Source organism: Janthinobacterium sp. PSPC1-1 (assembly GCF_049897625.1).
Classification (GTDB): Bacteria; Pseudomonadota; Gammaproteobacteria; order Burkholderiales; family Burkholderiaceae_D; genus Janthinobacterium; species Janthinobacterium tructae.
In genome coordinates, this window is sequence record NZ_JAFCWP010000001.1 from 251,523 (window position 1) to 268,923 (window position 17,401).

The following is a 17,401-nucleotide window of genomic DNA, read 5'->3' on the forward strand; positions in this document are numbered from 1 at the left end:
TTAGCAGCAGCCAGGTAGTCCGTCCGATTTTTTCTTACCTGTTGAAGCTTCCATGCGTATTTCCTGTATCAAAGCCGCTGCCGGCGGCGTGTTTCTTTTCATCTTTCATTCCGGCGCGCAAGCGTCCGCCTTGCCGCACGACATGTCGCCGCTGGGCATGTTTTTCGCCGCCGACCAGGTCGTGAAAAGCGTGCTCATCGGCTTGCTGGTCGCTGCGCTGGCCACCTGGGTGGTCATGCTGGTGAAGGGCGCCAGCTTGCTGACGGCCCGGCGCGCGGCGGCGCAAGCCGTCGCCATGCTGAAGACGGCGACCTCGCTATCCGACGCGGCCGTCAAAGTGGAGGGCGCAGGCAGCACTTCGCTGGCGCAGCAGTTGCTGGCCGAGGTGCAGCAGGAACTGAGCTTGTCGCACGCGAATGCACCGGCGGCAGCCCTGAAAGAGCGGGCCGGCTTTCGCCAGGAACAGTGGATCGCCCACCAGGTGCGCGCCATGACGCAAGGCATCGGCCTGCTCGCCAGCATCGGCGCCGTGGCGCCCTTCGTCGGCCTGTTCGGTACCGTGTGGGGCATCATGAACAGTTTTATCGGCATCGCCGTCAGCCAGAGCACGAACCTGGCGACAGTGGCGCCGGGCATCGCGGAAGCCTTGCTGGCGACGGCCCTGGGCCTGGTGGCGGCGATTCCCGCCGTCGTCATCTATAACGTGCTCAGCCGTGGCATCAACCAGTACAAGGCGCAGCTGCGCGCCGCTTCCGCGCAAGTGCTGCTGATGCTGAGCCGCGACCTCGACACGCGCAAGCAGGCCTGAGCCATGGCGTCCCTGTTTCCGTCACCGGACGACGACACGGCCGACATGCCGGAGCTCTGCGAGATCAATGTCACACCCTTCATCGACGTGATGCTGGTGCTGCTGATCATCTTCATGGTGGTCTCGCCGCTGGCCACCGTCGACCTGAAAATCGACTTGCCGGCCGCCACGGCCAAGCCCGAGCCGCGTCCCGACAAGCCCCTGTTCGTTTCCCTGAAAGCCGATCACAGCCTGTATCTGGAGGAATCGCCCGTGGCGCGCGAGCAACTGGGCCGCCTGCTCGATGCCGAAACGGGCGGCGACCGCCAGCGCACGCTGTTTTTCCAGGCCGACAAGCAAGCCGCGTATGAAGACGTGCTGGGCGTGATGGATGCCCTGCGCCAGGCCGGCTATCTGAAAGTGGGCCTGGTGGGCCGGGAGGGCGGGTGAGTCCGCGTCCGGTATTGAACTGGGGCATCGCCACGTCGTTGGTGGTGGCGACGGCGCTGGCGCTGCTGTTGTGGGCGGCCTGGCAGCCCGTCAGCGTCGCGCCCGCCAATCCGGCCGCCAGCGTGATGCTGGTGTTTGTCGCGCAAGCGATGTCGCCGGAGACACAACAGGCGGCAGCAGCCGGGGCGCGCCAGTCGGTCGCCGCCAGTGCCGCCCGGCCGCCAAAGAGTGCCATCAGGCAGGAAGCGCTGCCCGTGCTGGCGCGTGCCGTCGCGCCGCAGATCATCGCCGCAGAAAAAGAGGCGAAGGCAGAAACCGGTCCGTCGCCAGATCCCGGCAAGGATGCCGCCAAGGAAGCGTCCTTGCCCGCGCAGGCCAGCAGCAGCGCCACACCGGCGCCAAGCCCCGTACGCGGTCCGCAGGCGGCGCCGTTCGACAGCGATACGCCGCCTGCCAGCGCGGCGCCGGCCAGCTGGCAAAGCCGTGTGCTCAGCCACCTGGCCCACTTCAAGCGCTATCCCGGTGATGCGCGCCAGCGCAAGCGGGCCGGCGCCGCCTGGGTGCGCTTCCAGGTGGACCGCGACGGCAAGCTGCTGGCCAGCGAATTGATCACGTCATCGGGCACGGTGCTGCTCGACCGCGAAGCGCTGCAAGTGCTTGAGCGCGCGCAACCGTTGCCGGCGCCGCCAGTCACCTTGCTGCGCCAGGGCACGGTGACGGTCACCTTGCCCGTGTCGTTCAAGCTGGAAACGGATGGCAGCCACGGCGCCACCTGAATCGCTTTAGCAGTTTTTCCAATCACATAACAAATCGAGGGTGTATGAATATCAAGATAATGGCGCATGCCGTGGGCGTATGCATGGCCGTGCTCGCGCAACAGGCGTGGGCGCAAGAAAATACCGGCGGCAAGGTCGAGCTTTCGCCGCTGAATGTATCGGGCGAGGCGGTCCCTGCGGAGCAGCAGGCGCTGGAAAAGCCGGGCGCCGTCAGTGCGCGCGGGCCTGACACGCGCTTGCAACCGGTCGACCAGATCGTACGCAGCATGCCTGGCACGTTTACCCAGATCGATCCGGTACAGGGCGCCGTCAGCGTCAATATTCGCGGCTTGTCGGGTCTGGGGCGCGTCAACATGATGGTCGATGGCGTGAGCCAGAATTATTATGGCAGCGCGCCCTCGTCCGTGTCGCACGGCGGCGTGCCCAGCAGCCAATTCGGCGCCCTGATCGACCCGAATTTCATCATCGGCGTGGACGTGTCGCGTGGCAATGTCGTCGGTGGCGATGGCGTCAATGCGCTGGCCGGCAGCGCCAATTTCCGCACCATCGGTGTCGATGATGTCGTCTTCGCCGGTGAAAAAGCCGGGGCGCGCACGAAGATGTCGACCGGAAATAATGGTGTGGGACGCAGCGCCATGCTGGCCGTAGCCATGAAAAACCCGGCCTTCGATGGCGGCAGCGTGGGCTTCATGGCTGCCACCAGCGCGAGTGTGATCGGCAATAACTACAAGAATGCCAAGGGCGTCAACAGCGAGGAATTCGGGTTCGGCTACAACCGCTATTACAAGCAAAAGCCCAAGTCGCAACTGCTCAAGCTGGACCTCAAATTGAGCGACTTCCACGCGCTGGAACTGTCGGCGCGCGATTACCGCAGCACCTTTACGCGTCGCGATATCCAGAGTGATGACTACTACGTCAAATATCACTACACGCCGTTTTCGGAATTGATCGACCTCAATGTGGTGGCCAGCAGCAGCCGTGGCAACCAGAAATACATGCCCGAAGCGCTGACCAATTTCATCAACACGAATGTGGCCAACCGCGCCGATGCCTTCGATATCAACAACACCAGCAGCTTCAAGCTGGCCGGTGGCGACGCCCTGGTGACAGTGGGTGGCAAGCTGATGCGCAACAAGTACAGCAAGCACGTGGAAAGCCTGGTTGACGATCCCGACAACCCCGAGGCGAACCAGCAATCGATTGAAAACAATACTTTCGGGCCGGAAGGACGGCAAAAGATCGATAGCCTGTATGCCGGCCTGCAATACAACCGTGGCATTGTTCAAGTCAATGCAGGCCTCAACTATACGAGCTTCGAGCTGACGGGTTACAAGCCAGCCTGCGATCTGCGCGTGCAGTGCTTCCCGCAAGGCGCGTCGCACATCGCGCTGAAAGAACACGGCGTGAATCCTTCGCTGATGCTGTCGGCCCAGGTCGCGCCGTGGTTCCAGCCGTTTGCCAGCGCCGAGCGCACCATGCGCGGCCCGAATCCGCAGGAAGTGTTTTTCTCGAATGACGGCGGGGCCTCGATGAATCCCTTCCTGAAAGGGGAGAAGGCGACGACTTACCAGTTGGGCTTCAATTCCAGCCTGCATGGTTTGCTGAGCAAGAATGACGTGCTGAATTTCAAGGCCCTGTATTTCAAGAGCAAGATCGACGGCTATATCACCAGCCAGTCCTTCCTCGTGTGCGACAGCGGCCGCAAGTGCAATATCGCGGAAGTGCTCGCCAATGACTGGCGCAATGTGGATGACTACATGACCAACATGTATATCTACATCAACTCGGCCACGCCCGTGTACTCGCGCGGATGGGAGCTGGAAGCGCAATATCAGCTGGGGCCGGCCTATGCGCGCCTGTCGTACACGCGCGAAACGACGCGCCAGCCCACCTCGATCGCCAGCGCCTGGTTCGGCGCGGCCGACATCAGCGAGCTGCCCAGCGTGTACTACAACCTCGACGTGGGCACGCGCCTGCTGGACAACAAGCTGGAAGTGGGCGCCATCCTCAAGCACACGGGCTCGAACCGCCGCCTGTCGCCGGACAATGAAGCCGACGAAGCGACGGGCGAAGTGCTCAAGGCCGAGAATCCGAAGATCCCGGCCGTGATCGACTTGTATGCGAGTTATCAGGTGTCGAAAAACCTGTTCTTGCGCCTGTCGGTGCAGAACGCCATGAACAAGGACTTCTCGGAAGCGCTGAACCGGCTGAACTCGATGCCGTCGCAGTCGCAGGACAACACGCCGCTGAGCACGGCGCGGGGCAGGACGTATGTGGCGGGGCTGGAGTACCGGTTCTAGTTTTTTTACTAAAGCTGCGACGCCTGACAAAACTGTAGCGAGCGGATGTGATTTGTGGCCGCAAAGCGCACCGCGCAGTAAGTTTTGTCAGGTGTTATCAACGTGGCGTGGTGCCGTAGTAGCTGTGGATGGACTGGGCCCACGTGGTATCGGCCATGTTCGGCCAGTTATCCGTGTCGAAGCCGGGCGCGTTTTCGATGCGTTCCTTGTCGACGTTGAGCGTGAAGCGCTTGTTGACAGTGTCGAGCAGCAGCGCTTCCCAGGGTACGGCGAACAGCTTTTCGCCGATGGTGAAGACACCGCCATGCGACATGACGGCGTAGGCGATCTTGCCGCTGCGCATGTCGATCATGATTTCCTTGATTTCGCCCAGGTGTTCATCCTTGGCGTTGTGCACATGGTCGCCGATCAGGGTGTCGGCACCCATCAGTTCAGGACCGGGACCTTTGTGGCCGCGGTTGACATACATGCCGTAGGCGTCGCGTTCTTCGTAGCTCATGATGTACCTCCGTTGAAAAATCCCAGTCTGCCGACAGGGCGCGGCAGGGTCTGTTCGCTCGCCCACACAAATTAAGGAATTGAAAATATTTTAATTATTGCTATTGAGTAATTTTGTTGTGTGTAGACCGCAGGAGCGGGGGCGATCGTCGACATTTGGCGCAAATTTCCGCGCGTGGAGAGCGCCGCAGGCGGGCTTTAGTGTATAATTTCAATTTCCCGCACGTGCCGTTCGGCACCATCTGCAATGACCAAATTTGTCTTCGTCACTGGTGGCGTTGTGTCTTCCCTTGGAAAAGGGATTGCCGCCGCCTCCCTCGCCGCGATCCTCGAATCGCGCGGCCTTAAAGTCACCATGCTCAAGCTCGACCCGTATATCAACGTCGATCCTGGCACGATGAGCCCTATGCAGCACGGTGAAGTATTCGTCACCGACGACGGGGCCGAAACCGACCTCGACCTCGGTCACTACGAGCGCTTCATTTCCACCCGCATGAAAAAGGTGAATAACTTCACCACTGGCCAGATCTATGAATCGGTGATCCGCAAGGAACGCCGGGGCGAGTATCTGGGCAAGACCGTGCAGGTGATTCCGCATATCACCAATGAAATCCAGGATTACATCCGCCGTGGCGCCGAAGGCTACGACGTGGCCCTGTGCGAAATCGGCGGCACTGTCGGCGATATCGAATCGTTGCCCTTCCTGGAAGCGGCACGCCAGTTGAGCCTGCGCGCCGGCCGCAAGAACACGGCTTTCGTCCACCTGACCCTGGTGCCTTACATCGCCTCGGCCGGTGAACTGAAGACCAAACCGACGCAGCACTCGGTGCAAAAGCTGCGCGAAATCGGCATCATGCCGAACGCGCTGCTGTGCCGCGCCGACCGTGCCATCCCGGAAGACGAGCGCGCGAAAATCTCGCTGTTCTCGAATATCGAAGAGCATGCCGTCATTTCCGTATGGGACGTCGACACCATCTACAAAGTGCCGCAAATGCTGCACGACCAGGGCCTCGACAAGATCATCTGCGAAGCGCTGGACCTCGATCCGGCACCGGCCGACCTGTCGATCTGGAGCAAGCTGATCTACACGATGGAGCACCCGAAGGCAGAAGTGACCGTCGGCATGGTCGGCAAGTATGTCGAGCTGACCGAGTCGTACAAGTCGCTGATCGAAGCGTTGCGCCACGCCGGCATCCACACGGAAAGCCGCGTCAACATCGAGTACATCGATTCGGAAGAAATCGAAACGACGGGTTGCGAGAACCTGGCCAAGTACGATGCCATCCTGGTACCGGGCGGCTTCGGCAAGCGCGGCGTGGAAGGCAAGATCAAGGCGGCCCAGTTCGCCCGTGAACACAAGATCCCTTACCTGGGCATCTGCCTGGGCATGCAAGTGGCCCTGATCGAATACGCGCGCAACAAGGCAGGCATGCCGAACGCGAATTCGACCGAGTTCGACCTTGATACGGATCAACCTGTCGTTGCACTGATCAATGAGTGGCAAAACCACGATGGTAAAGTCGAGTTGCGCGATGAAAACTCGGACCTGGGCGGTACCATGCGCCTGGGCGCGCAGACCTGCGCCGTCAATCCGGGCACCCTGGCTGCCGAGATCTACGGCAGCGTGGTGACCGAGCGTCACCGCCATCGCTACGAAGCCAACAATCATTACCTGGCCCGTGTCGAAGCGGCTGGCATGATCGTCTCGGCCCGCACGCCGAGCGAAGATTTGTGCGAAATCATGGAATTGCCACGCACGGGTGAAAATTCCCACCCATGGTATATGGGCGTGCAATATCATCCCGAGTTCAAGTCGACGCCACGCACTGGCCATCCGTTGTTTACCTCGTTCATCAAGGCAGCGCTGGCGCACAAAGAAGCCAACGCCGCTGCGGAATAACGCGGGTCGATTGCGACAGTATTACCCGTAAGACAGCTCCCGGCCAGATGGTTCCCGCCGGGAGTTTCTTTGCCCCCTTTGTGCAATTGCGCATCAGAACGCAGTGTGCAGCCCCTGTTACGCTTAACTTTGGAGAATGACATGAGTGCTATTGTTGATATTATCGGTCGCGAAATCCTGGACTCGCGCGGCAATCCGACCGTCGAATGCGATGTGTTGCTGGAATCGGGCGTGATGGGCCGTGCGGCCGTACCGTCGGGTGCCTCGACCGGTTCGCGCGAAGCCGTGGAATTGCGCGATGGCGACGCCAAGCGCTACTTCGGCAAGGGCGTGCTGCAAGCATGCGAAAACATCAACACCGAAATCTCCGAAGCCATCATGGGCCTGGACGCCAATGAACAGGCTTTCCTGGACCGTACCCTGATCGACCTGGACGGCACGGAAAACAAATCGCGCCTGGGCGCCAACGCCATCCTGGCCGTCTCCATGGCCGTCGCCAAGGCTGCCGCCGAAGAAGCGGGCTTGCCGCTGTACCGCTATTTCGGCGGTTCGGGCGCCATGCAGATGCCAGTGCCGATGATGAACGTCATCAACGGCGGCGCACACGCCGACAACAACCTGGACATCCAGGAATTCATGATCATTCCCGTGGGCGCCCCGTCGTTCAAGGAAGCCGTCCGCTACGGCGCGGAAGTGTTCCACACGCTGAAAAAGATCCTGCACAAGAAGGGCCTGAACACCAACGTGGGCGACGAAGGCGGTTTCGCGCCATCGCTGGCCAACCATGAAGAAGCCATCAAGCTGATCATCCAGGCCATCGAAGAAGCGGGTTACGAGCCAGGCACGCAGATCGCCATCGGCCTCGATTGCGCCGCGTCCGAGTTCTACAAGAACGGCAAGTACGAAATGGAAGGCGAAGGCCTGAGCCTGACGGCCACCGAGTTCACCAACCTGCTGGCGACCTGGTGCGACAAGTACCCGATCATCTCGATCGAAGACGCGATGCATGAAGGCGACTGGGACGGCTGGGCGATCCTGACGGCTGAACTGGGCAAGAAAGTGCAACTGGTCGGCGACGATCTGTATGTCACCAACACCAAGATCCTGAAAGAAGGCATCCAGAAGGGCATCGCCAATTCGATCCTGATCAAGATCAACCAGATCGGCACCCTGACGGAAACCTTCGCCGCCATCGAAATGGCCAAGCGCGCCGGCTACACGGCCGTCATTTCGCACCGCTCGGGCGAAACGGAAGACTCGACCATCGCCGATATCGCCGTTGCCACCAACGCCCTGCAGATCAAGACCGGCTCGATGTCGCGTTCGGACCGCATGGCCAAGTACAACCAGCTGCTGCGTATCGAGGAAGACCTGGGCGACATCGCCAGCTACCCTGGCCGCGATGCGTTCTATAATCTGAAGTAAGCTGATGTAAAACCCACTGGCCGGCCGGAGATATCCGGCCGGTTTTTTAACTGAATGCCCCATGCGCCTGATTACGCTCGCCCTGGCAGCCCTGCTGCTGCTGATCCAATTTCCCCTCTGGCTGGGTAAAGGCGGCTGGCTGCGTGTTGCCGACATGGAAGCCCAAGTGGCGCTGGCCAACAAGAAGAATGTGGAATTGAAGGCGAGAAACGCCAAGCTCGAATCCGAAGTGCGCGACCTGAAAGATGGTACGGGCGCCGTCGAGGAGCGTGCCCGCTATGAGCTGGGCATGGTCAAACAGAATGAGATTTTCGTGCAGATCGTGCGCAAGGGACAAACCCCGCCACTGCTGGAAACGCCGGTGGACGCTGCTGCGCCACATTAAGATAGTACGACTTCCCGCTTGCCAGCCTGGACCGATTGCCAGGCTGACATATCACTTTATGACTGCTACTACCTTGCTGCTTGCTGATCAGAAACGGGCTTTGCCGGTCGAGATCAGATAAAAATGGATGCCGGTAACGACGACGGCTACGGCGATTAGTGCGGTTTCGAGAATCATCATATAAAAATCCTTTCGTGTATTGAGTTAACCGCGCGACGCCAGGAAACGCAGTTCCGAGGCCAGATTCGGCATCAGGTGCTCGTAACGGGCCGCTTCCGAGTTCAGCAGGGCGATGTCGCGCTTGCTTGGGCGCACATAGCGCTGTTCTTCTGCGCTGGTGGTGCTGGTGTTCGTGGCGATGACTTCCTTCTGCGCCAGTTCGCTGTACGGCTTGGAAGCGAGCAGGGCGCCCAGGAAGGCGCGCGTGGCGCGGCCCAGGTTGCTGAAGTAGTTGTCGTTGTCGTTGCTGTAGGTGTTGGTAAAAGTGGACATATGCCCTCCATGAATGGTCTGTTGTTGCATTGCACAATAATGGAGTTTGCGATATGCGTCCAATTTCAAATTCCAATTTCAGAAATTCAAGAAACGAATAATAAGGGCGTAGCCGCTGGCCACGCCCTGAAATTAAAATTGTTACGAAATGTTTATCCGGCGGCGATGCGTCCCAGGCCCGGATCGTCGCTGAAAAAGCCGTCCAGTCCTGTTTCGATATAGCGCCGCATTTCCGCCACGGATCCCGCTTCGTTGCGCGCGTTCTCGCCATTGCCATCGCGGAAGTCGGCCGCCAGGAAACGGTTTTCCGGGCGGAAGGTCCACGTGTGCAACAGCAAGCCTGCCTGGTGCGCATCGTCGACGATGGTCGTGGGCGCAGCCAGGCGCTGATCCGCGCCCAGCGGGATGACGCCTCGCGTGGGCGGCGCCACCACGTCTGCATAGGCGGCGATGTCGCGCAAGCCGGCCGGCGTGATCATTTGCCCGAAGGTCAGCTTGCCACCGGCCTTGACGACATCCATGGGGCGCACTTCGCCGCCCACCACCAGCTGCATCAGGCGCACGTTGGCGCGCCGTCCCAGCTTCTCGCGCAGGTACTTCAAATTGGCCACTTCGAAGGACTGGATTTCGATCGGCGCGCGGCGCGTGTATTCGTGCGCCAGCATGGTCGACAGGAAACGGTCTTCCAGCGCCAGGCCCGCATCGCGGAAATACGTCGAACTTTTCAGCTCCGGTACGAGGCCGATGACGCGCCCGCTGGCGGCAGATTGCGCTGCAACAAAATCGATGATTTCTTCCCATGTGGGGATCTGGAATTGACCATCGTACAAGGTGTTGCCGGTGCGTACTTTCGGCAGCCGTTCGATGGCGCGCAGGGTTTTCAGCTCGGCCAGCGTGAAGTCGTCGACGAACCAGCCTTCGTGCCATTCGCCGTCGACCAGCTTCTTGCCGCGCCGGCTGGCGAACTCGGGACGACGGGCCACGTCGGTGGTGTCGATCAGGTTGCTTTCATGGCGCGCCACGAGAATGCCGTCGCGCGTGGCGACCAGGTCGGGCTCGACGTAGTCGGCGCCGTCGAGGATGGCCTTGGCATACGACGCCAGCGTATGCTCGGGGCGCAGGGCGCTGGCGCCCCGGTGGGCGAACACCAGCGGACGCGCCGGTTTTGTCTCCAGCAAGCCGGCGGCAAAGCCGGGGGCGGCGGCCAGCGCCAGGCCGCCCACGGCCGCCTGGACGAAGCTGCGGCGCGAAAAGTGACGCTGGGGCAGAGCGGGCGTGCGCATCAGAAATCCGCCGTCAAGGTCAGGAAGCCCTGGCGCGGGGCGATGGGGAAGGTGTTGTACGTCTTGTCGGCCGCCCCCACCACCACGTTCAGCGAGCCTTCGCGGTTGGCCAGGTTGCTGACGTTCAGGCGCCAGCGCGGGTTTTTCAGCCAGCTGGCCATGGCCGGCAGCTTGCCCGACACGCCCAGGCCCATCAGGAAATAGCTGGGCACGGACAAATCGTTGGTGTACGTCGCGTAGCGCTTGCCCACATAGTCACCCGTCAGTTGCACTTCAATATCGCCAAACGTAGCCGAAGCCACGAACTTGTTCAGCCACTCCGGCGAGCCCGGCACGTTCTTGCCGGCCGTCAATACCAGCGCGGCGCCGTTGTTGTAGTTGTCCGCGTATTGCGAGCGGTTGTACGACAGGGCATTGTAGAACGAGAAGTTGTTGCCGAAGTGCACGGTACCGGCGATATCGATGCCGTCCGTGCGCACGCTGCCCACGTTGGCCAGCACGGGGTTGCCACCGATGATGGAGGAAATCACGGGCGTCGGGCTGATCTGCAGCAAACGGTTGCTGAAATCGACGTGGTAGACATTGACCTGGCCATCGATGGCCGTGATGGCGCCCAGGTTCAGGGCATGGCTGCCGCGCACGCCCACTTCATAGGTGAGGGCCGTTTCCGGCTTGGCATCGCGCTTGAACAGGTCGAACGCGGCCTGGCTCGACAAGCTCCATGGCGAGGCGCCGCCGCCGCCGTAAGTGACGAACTGGCGCATGTTTTTCTGGATATTGAAGTACAGCTGGTCTTGCGGTGTGAAGTCCCAGCGCGCGCCCACTTGTGGCAAGAACCATTTTTTCGTGTTGATGGTGCCGACCGGCAAGGCCGTCGAACCACCGGAAATGGCGCCCAGGGCCGGTTGCACGGGGAATTGGCCATCGGCAAACTGCAGGCTGGACTTGAAGCCCGCCTGCAGGGCGATATCGGGACGGATGCGCCATTCATCCTGCAAGTGCAGCTGCACCACCTTGTTGTCGATCTCGCTGCCGTACTGCGTGATCAGAGGATTGCTGGGGCGGTCGTAGGGCGAAGTCGGGTTATTGACGTCCAGCGCATACCAGCGGCGGTAGGCGGACGAGCGGTTCTGTTCCAGCCACAGGCCCGCTTCCAGCTGGTGATTGCCGATTTCCTTGCGCAGGGTGGAAATGAAGCCGCCGCGCTTGATGTCGTATTCCGTCGTGCGCACGGCGTAGCCCGAGTTGCCGAACACCTGTTTCAGGTTCTGTTTCGGGTAGTACACGCTGAACAGGCCAGGCAAGCCGGCCACGCCGATGGGACCGGCTACCACGCCCGCGCCGTCATCCTTGTGGTAATACACCTGGTTCGACCACGTCATGCCTTCGGACAAGTTGGCGTCGAACTTGGCGTAGGCCAGGTAATCGGTGCGCTGCGCATCGCTGTAGTAATTGCGGTAATTGTTGCCGTCGGCAGGCGGCGTGGCGCCCGTCGGCGACAGGTAATTGAGGGCCGCCTTGAAGTCCGGGTACAGGAAGGGGCGCGTGTACGGCGCGCTCGTCTCGCCCTTCACGTGCACGGTGCTGTCTTCGTTCGGCTCGATCTTGTCCGAGTAATTGAAGAACAGGGTCAGTTTGCCCGCCTCGCTGCGGTTGACGTATTTGGCGTTGAACTGGTCGCCGCCCTGGCGCGCATCGAAGTCCCAGGCGCGCGCTTCGTGGTGCAGGATGGAAAAATAGGCGCTGCTGCCGTCGCCGAAGGCGCCCGTGTCATAGCGGGCAAACGTGCGCGAGGTGCGGTGGCTGCCCACCGTTTGCTGCACGCTGGCGCCTTGCGTGGCCAGCGGGTCGCTGGAATAGGTTTCGATGGTGCCGCCCAGGTTGCTGGTCGAGGCCGTCGCCAGGTCGCCCGCGCCGGAGGACAGCACGACGCTGCGCACGTTTTCGCTGATCACGGCGCGCTGCGGCGACAGGCCGTTGTAGTTGCCGTACTGCTGGTCACCGAGCGGCACGCCATCCATGGTGTAGCCGAGTTGCTGGCCGGAAAAGCCATGCACGAACAGCGACAGGTTTTGTTCGTTGTTGCCCCATGGATCGGCCGTCTGGAAGCTGACGCCAGGCAAGGTTTGCAAGGCTTTCAGGGGATTCGTGCCGGGCAGGATTTTCTGGATTTCATTCTTGCTCAGGGCGACCGAAGAACGCGTCTTGCGCGAGGAAATCTCCACGGTGGTCATCGGGGCATTCTCGTCAGCGGCAGCCGGGGCAGCGGCCATGTCGGTGGCGGCGGACGCCACGGCGGCGGCCACAGCCGTTTGGGCCAACGCCGGCAGGGAGAGGCCCGCGGCGCAAGCGCCCAGCAAAACATGGAAGGAATGGCGGCGCAGCGCCAGCGTCAAGTGGGTGGTCATCATCAGCCTGTGGAAAGTGGGAAGTAATACAAGCTGCGCAGCGTAACGGCGGCGCGTGACGGGCTGATGACGAACTGATGACGGAACGATGACAGTGGAAACAATGGCGCCGCCTGAGGGGCGGCGCGGAAGGATGATGGCGAAACTGTAATGCTTGCTTGAGCTTAGTTGATGCTGGCGGCTGGAGGTATTAAAACTTCCGCTGGCGCATCCGTGATGAACAGCTGCGCGCAATCGACCTTGTCGAATTCGTAGTGCTGGCCGCAGAAATCGCAGTTCACGCCCACTTTTCCTACTTCGTCGAGGGTGCCGTTGACTTCTTCTTCTCCCAGCATCTTGAGCATATTGCCCACTTTTTCGCGCGTGCAGCTGCAATGGAAGCTCGGGTGCAGCGGGTCGAAGACGCGGATCGTTTCTTCCCAGAACAAGCGCTGCATCAGGGTCTCGATGTCGGTGGCGAGGATTTCTTCCTCTTTCAGGGTCGACGCCAGCATCACGGCGCGGTGCCATGTGTCCAGCGCAACTTCTTCCGAGACAGGCGTCGCTTCGGCCTTGCCGCCATGGTGGGGCAGCTTTTGCAGCAGCAGGCCGCGCGAGACGCTGTCGTCCGTGGCCAGCCACAGACGCGTATCGAGCTGTTCCGAACGCAACATGTAGTTTTCGATCACGGTCGCCATGTCGTCGCCGTCCAGCGGCACGATGCCCTGGTACGGTTGCTGGCCCGGCACCTTGTCGGCTGGGTCCAGGGTGATGATGAAGCGGCCCTTGCCCGTGGCGTTGAGCAATTGCGGCACGGTGGCGACGTCGGGGATGGTGGCGTCCGGGTCCAGCTTGGCCGTGGCGCGCAGGCGCAGGTCGGAGTCGCACTCGACGACCATCAGGCGCACGGGACCGTCACCGTGGATCTGCATGATGATGGAGCCGTTGAATTTCAGGTTGGCCGACAGCAGGGCGGCGGCAGCCACCATTTCGCCCAGCACTTTTTTCACGGCCGTCGGATAGGCGTGGCGCGCCACCACTTCCTGCCAGGTGTGGGAAACGTCGATGAACTGGCCGCGCACGGCGGCGTTGTCGAAAATAAATTTTTGCAGGGTATCCTGGCCGCTAACGGCTGCGCTGACTGCGCCGGTGGTTTCAGTCGTCATTCTTTTATCCAATCTTCTTGAGTTGCGTATTAAATAGCTGGCCGCGTTGCACATAGTTCACGGCGTTGCCTTGTAGCCTGGTGATATCGTCTGCCGTCAGGGGCCGCACGGCTTTTGCCGGCGAGCCGATGATCAGCATATTGTCGGGAAATTCCTTGCCTTCCGTGACCAGCGCGCCTGCGCCGACCAGACACCCTTTGCCGATCTTCGCGCCATTCAGGATCACGGCCTGGATGCCGATCAGGGCGCCATCGCCAATCGTGCACCCATGCAACATGGCCTGGTGGCCGATGGTCACGTTCTGGCCGATGTCGAGCGGGTAGCCCGGGTCCGTGTGCAGCACGGCGCCTTCCTGCACATTGCTGTTGGCGCCCACGGTGATGCGTTCATTGTCGCCGCGAAGCGTCGCGCCGAACCATACGGAGGTGTTCGCTTCCAGGGTCACCTTGCCGATCACGTTGGCCGTGTCGGCAACAAAAGCGGAAGCGTCAATCTGTGGCGCATCGGCGCCCAATTGGTAGAGTGTCATCATTAGCCTGTGGCGGTGGTGGAAGCGACGGGCATGGCCGGACGCTGAAGTTTTACTGTGCTGCGTACGCTATTTTACGCTGTTGCAGGACAAGTCCTGGCGCCCGGCGCTAATCCGGTATAATAATCGAACGGTCGTACTTTTATGCGTACCCTATCTACAGACACAGCATGTGGCGCCATCCGCGCCACTTTCAAGGCAGGCAATCAGATGAAACCCATGAAACTTTCCCGTTCCGAATTCATCAACATCCGCGGCGCCCGCACGCATGTGCGCCACTGGGGTCGCGAAGGCGCGCCCATCCTGTTCATGGTGCACGGCTGGATGGACGTGGCCGCCTCGTTCCAGTTCGTCGTCGACGAATTGCAAGGTGACTGGCACGTGATCGCGCCCGACTGGCGCGGCTTTGGCCTGAGCGATTACACGCAATCGGACACCTACTGGTTCCCCGACTACCTGGCCGACCTGGACGCCATGCTGCTGCACTATTCGCCGGATGCACCCGTCAAGCTGCTCGGCCACAGCATGGGCGCCAACGTGGCCGGCCTGTACGCGGGCGTGCGGCCCGAGCGCATCAGCCGTTTCATCAATCTGGAAGGCTTCGGCATGATGGCAACCAAGCCGGAGCAGGCGCCGGGCCGCTACGCCAAGTGGCTCGATGAATTGCGCGAGCCGCCCGCCATGCGCAGCTATCCGAGCCAACAGGCCGTGGCCGAGCGCCTGCAAAAGACCAATCCGCGCCTGCCGGACGCGCGCGCCGCCTTCCTGGCCGAGCACTGGTCGGCGCAGAACGAGGCGGGCGAGTGGGACATCCTGGGCGACCCGCAGCACAAGCGGGTCAATCCCATCCTGTACCAGGTGGAAGAAGTAATGGCGTGCTGGCGCCGCATCACGGCGCCCGTGCTGTGGGTGGAAGCCGATGATACGAATATGTGGCAATGGATGGGGCCGAAGGAAGAGGCGCGCATTGAAATCGACCGGCGTTTGGCCTGCATCAAGGATGTGCGCTGCGAGATGTTGGCGGACGCCGGCCACATGCTGCACCATGACCAGCCGGCGGAACTGGCGCGTCTGGTGGAAACTTTCCTGGCGCAGTAATGCGCTGGCACAACTGTGTCGCTAACGCGACTTCCTTATCGGGCAAGCAGCGTACAATGAAAACTTCTTCCATGCTGAGCCCGTGCAGGGTATTGTTTTCACATGCTTAAAGTCGACCTGCATTGTCATTCGAATATTTCCGACGGCGTGCTCGCGCCCGCTGCCGTGGCTGCGTACGCGCGCAAGGCTGGCGTCGATGTATGGGCACTGACGGACCACGATGAAGTGTCCGGCGTTGCCGCCGCGCGCACGGCCGCGCTGGACCTGGGCATGCGTTTCGTGGCCGGCGTGGAAATTTCCATCACCTGGGCCGGCCAGACCGTGCACATCGTGGGCTTGCAAGTCGATGAAAACAATCCGGGCCTGGTACAGGGCTTGCACCAGACACGTTCGGGGCGCGACGCGCGCGGCCGCGAAATCGCCCGCCAGCTGGACCTGGCCGGCATCCCCGACGCCTATGAAGGGGCCTTGAAATTTGTCGGCAACCCGGATCTGATGTCGCGCACGCACTTTGCCCGCTACATCGTGGAAACGGGGAAATGCGCGAACATCCCTGACGTGTTCAAGAAATACCTGTCGGAAGGCAAGCCGGGCTATGTCGAGCACCGCTGGGCCACCCTGGCCGAGGCGGTGGGCTGGATACGTGGCGCGGGCGGCGTGGCCGTCATCGCCCATCCGGGCCGCTACCGTTTCAGCGACATGGCGCAAGGCGTGCTGTTCGATGAATTCAAGCAACTCGGCGGCGTGGCCATCGAAGTCGTCACGGGCAGTCACAGTCCGGACCAGTATCCGGAATACGCGCAGCTGGCCAACGCCTACGGCTTCCTCGCCTCGCGCGGCACGGATTTCCATGCGCCGGGCGAATCGCGCGTGGATTTTGCCAAGCTGCCGCCGCTGCCCACCAACGTCACGCCCATCTGGCACGACTGGTTCTAGGGCGCGGCTGGCCTGCGCCTGCCGCGCAGGCTTGAAATTCGCCACTGCATGCTTATCTTTTAGCTATTACTCTCATTCTGGAGCCATCGCCCATGAAACGTATTGTCCTTTTTATTGCAACCAACCTGGCCGTGATGCTGGTGCTGTCGCTCGTCCTCAGCTTGTTGGGCGTGGGCAATCCGGCGCGCGGCAGCACCTTGAACCTGGGCAGCCTGCTGGTGTTTTCGCTGGTGGTGGGTTTTACAGGGTCGATCTTTTCCCTGTTGATCAGCAAACCGATGGCCAAGTGGAGCACGGGCGCGCGCGTCATCGACAACCCCACCTCGTCGACCGAGTTGTGGCTGGTCAATACCGTGCGCGCACTGTCCGAGCGGGCCGGTATCGGCATGCCGGAGGTAGCCGTGTACGAAGGCGACGCGAATGCGTTTGCCACGGGCGCCTTCAAAAACTCGGCGCTGGTGGCCGTTTCCACAGGCTTGCTGCAAAGCATGAACCGCGATGAGGTCGAAGCCGTGCTGGGCCACGAAATCGCCCACGTCGCCAATGGCGACATGGTGACGCTCACCCTGATCCAGGGCGTGGTGAATACCTTCGTCGTCTTCATGGCCCGCGTGGTGGGTTTCTTTGTCGACAATGTGCTGCTGAAAAATAACAACCGCGAAGGCGGCGGACGCGGCATCGGTTACTTTGTTACCGTGATGGTGTGCGAAGTCATCTTCGGCTTGCTCGCTTCCATCATCGTGGCCTGGTTCTCGCGCCAGCGCGAATTTCGCGCCGACGCCGGTTCCGCCAAGCTGCTGGGCAGCCCCACGCCGATGATGCATGCGCTGGCCCGCCTGGGCGGCGTGCCGCCGGGCGAACTGCCGCAATCGATGCAGGCGCTGGGCATCAGCGGCGGCAATGGCGGCTGGGGCGCGCTGTTCGCCACCCATCCACCGATCGAGCAACGCATCGCCGCCCTGCGCGGCGTGCAATAATGATAATTAATG

16 protein-coding genes are annotated in these 17,401 nt (G+C 61.4%); 10 read left to right on the forward strand and 6 right to left on the reverse strand.

The annotated features are described in order from the left end of the window. Window positions 1-52: 52 nt before the first annotated feature. The 4 genes from exbB to ACP7EG_RS01200 are packed head-to-tail and all read left to right on the forward strand — an operon-like array spanning window position 53 to window position 4,313. The gene (gene exbB / locus ACP7EG_RS01185; protein WP_426086088.1) at window positions 53-808 is read left to right on the forward strand and encodes a tonB-system energizer ExbB; all 756 of its coding nucleotides are present in this window, start codon (window positions 53-55) and stop codon (window positions 806-808) included. 3 nt (window positions 809-811) lie between these two features. Next, window positions 812-1,237 carry a TonB system transport protein ExbD gene (gene exbD / locus ACP7EG_RS01190; protein ID WP_426086089.1) on the forward strand — a complete coding sequence of 142 codons (426 nt, stop codon included), beginning with the start codon at window positions 812-814 and terminating at the stop codon, window positions 1,235-1,237. Then, the gene (locus tag ACP7EG_RS01195; protein WP_426086090.1) at window positions 1,234-2,013 is read left to right on the forward strand and encodes a TonB family protein; all 780 of its coding nucleotides are present in this window, start codon (window positions 1,234-1,236) and stop codon (window positions 2,011-2,013) included. The genes exbD and ACP7EG_RS01195 overlap by 4 nt, the downstream gene beginning before the upstream one ends. Before the next feature lie 44 nt (window positions 2,014-2,057). Further along, on the forward strand, window positions 2,058-4,313 hold the full coding sequence (locus ACP7EG_RS01200) for a TonB-dependent receptor domain-containing protein (protein WP_426086091.1): 2,256 nt from the start codon (window positions 2,058-2,060) through the stop codon (window positions 4,311-4,313). A gap of 97 nt (window positions 4,314-4,410) precedes the next feature. Here ACP7EG_RS01200 and ACP7EG_RS01205 read toward each other — a convergent pair whose 3' ends face one another. Next, window positions 4,411-4,812, reverse strand: a complete 402-nt coding sequence (locus tag ACP7EG_RS01205) for a PRC-barrel domain-containing protein (protein ID WP_298408903.1) — start codon at window positions 4,810-4,812, stop codon at window positions 4,411-4,413. Window positions 4,813-5,058: 246 nt separating this feature from the next. On the opposite strand from ACP7EG_RS01205, the gene ACP7EG_RS01210 reads away from it, so the two are divergent. The 3 genes from ACP7EG_RS01210 to ftsB all read left to right on the forward strand — a co-directional run bounded on the left by ACP7EG_RS01210 (window position 5,059) and on the right by ftsB (window position 8,521). Then, the gene (locus tag ACP7EG_RS01210; protein ID WP_071075940.1) at window positions 5,059-6,711 is read left to right on the forward strand and encodes a CTP synthase; all 1,653 of its coding nucleotides are present in this window, start codon (window positions 5,059-5,061) and stop codon (window positions 6,709-6,711) included. A gap of 141 nt (window positions 6,712-6,852) precedes the next feature. Next, on the forward strand, window positions 6,853-8,136 hold the full coding sequence (gene eno, locus ACP7EG_RS01215; protein WP_102123247.1) for a phosphopyruvate hydratase: 1,284 nt from the start codon (window positions 6,853-6,855) through the stop codon (window positions 8,134-8,136). Between the two features lie 61 nt (window positions 8,137-8,197). Then, the gene (gene ftsB / locus ACP7EG_RS01220) at window positions 8,198-8,521 is read left to right on the forward strand and encodes a cell division protein FtsB (RefSeq protein ID WP_071075941.1); all 324 of its coding nucleotides are present in this window, start codon (window positions 8,198-8,200) and stop codon (window positions 8,519-8,521) included. 204 nt (window positions 8,522-8,725) lie between these two features. Here ftsB and ACP7EG_RS01225 read toward each other — a convergent pair whose 3' ends face one another. From ACP7EG_RS01225 to ACP7EG_RS01245, 5 genes are all read right to left on the reverse strand, one after another. Continuing rightward, window positions 8,726-9,013, reverse strand: coding sequence for a hypothetical protein (locus tag ACP7EG_RS01225; RefSeq protein ID WP_426086092.1), 288 nt, complete (start codon window positions 9,011-9,013; stop codon window positions 8,726-8,728). Between the two features lie 152 nt (window positions 9,014-9,165). Next, complete coding sequence (locus ACP7EG_RS01230; protein ID WP_426086093.1) at window positions 9,166-10,296, reverse strand: glycerophosphodiester phosphodiesterase; 1,131 nt, start codon at window positions 10,294-10,296, stop codon at window positions 9,166-9,168. Beyond that, window positions 10,296-12,707, reverse strand: coding sequence for a TonB-dependent receptor (locus tag ACP7EG_RS01235; RefSeq protein WP_426086094.1), 2,412 nt, complete (start codon window positions 12,705-12,707; stop codon window positions 10,296-10,298). The genes ACP7EG_RS01230 and ACP7EG_RS01235 overlap by 1 nt, the downstream gene beginning before the upstream one ends. A gap of 161 nt (window positions 12,708-12,868) precedes the next feature. Further along, complete coding sequence (gene hslO / locus ACP7EG_RS01240) at window positions 12,869-13,849, reverse strand: Hsp33 family molecular chaperone HslO (protein ID WP_426086096.1); 981 nt, start codon at window positions 13,847-13,849, stop codon at window positions 12,869-12,871. A 4-nt stretch (window positions 13,850-13,853) separates the two neighbouring features. Further along, complete coding sequence (locus ACP7EG_RS01245) at window positions 13,854-14,378, reverse strand: gamma carbonic anhydrase family protein (RefSeq protein WP_289945203.1); 525 nt, start codon at window positions 14,376-14,378, stop codon at window positions 13,854-13,856. A gap of 219 nt (window positions 14,379-14,597) precedes the next feature. On the opposite strand from ACP7EG_RS01245, the gene ACP7EG_RS01250 reads away from it, so the two are divergent. From ACP7EG_RS01250 to htpX, 3 genes are all read left to right on the forward strand, one after another. Further along, entirely contained in the window at window positions 14,598-15,476 is an 879-nt protein-coding gene (locus tag ACP7EG_RS01250) for an alpha/beta fold hydrolase (protein WP_426086097.1), read from the forward strand. 102 nt (window positions 15,477-15,578) lie between these two features. Then, window positions 15,579-16,412: a 3',5'-nucleoside bisphosphate phosphatase gene (locus ACP7EG_RS01255; RefSeq protein ID WP_426086098.1), complete on the forward strand. Its 834-nt coding sequence runs from the start codon at window positions 15,579-15,581 to the stop codon at window positions 16,410-16,412. A 92-nt stretch (window positions 16,413-16,504) separates the two neighbouring features. Next, complete coding sequence (htpX, locus tag ACP7EG_RS01260; RefSeq protein WP_070303511.1) at window positions 16,505-17,389, forward strand: protease HtpX; 885 nt, start codon at window positions 16,505-16,507, stop codon at window positions 17,387-17,389. Window positions 17,390-17,401: the final 12 nt, after the last annotated feature.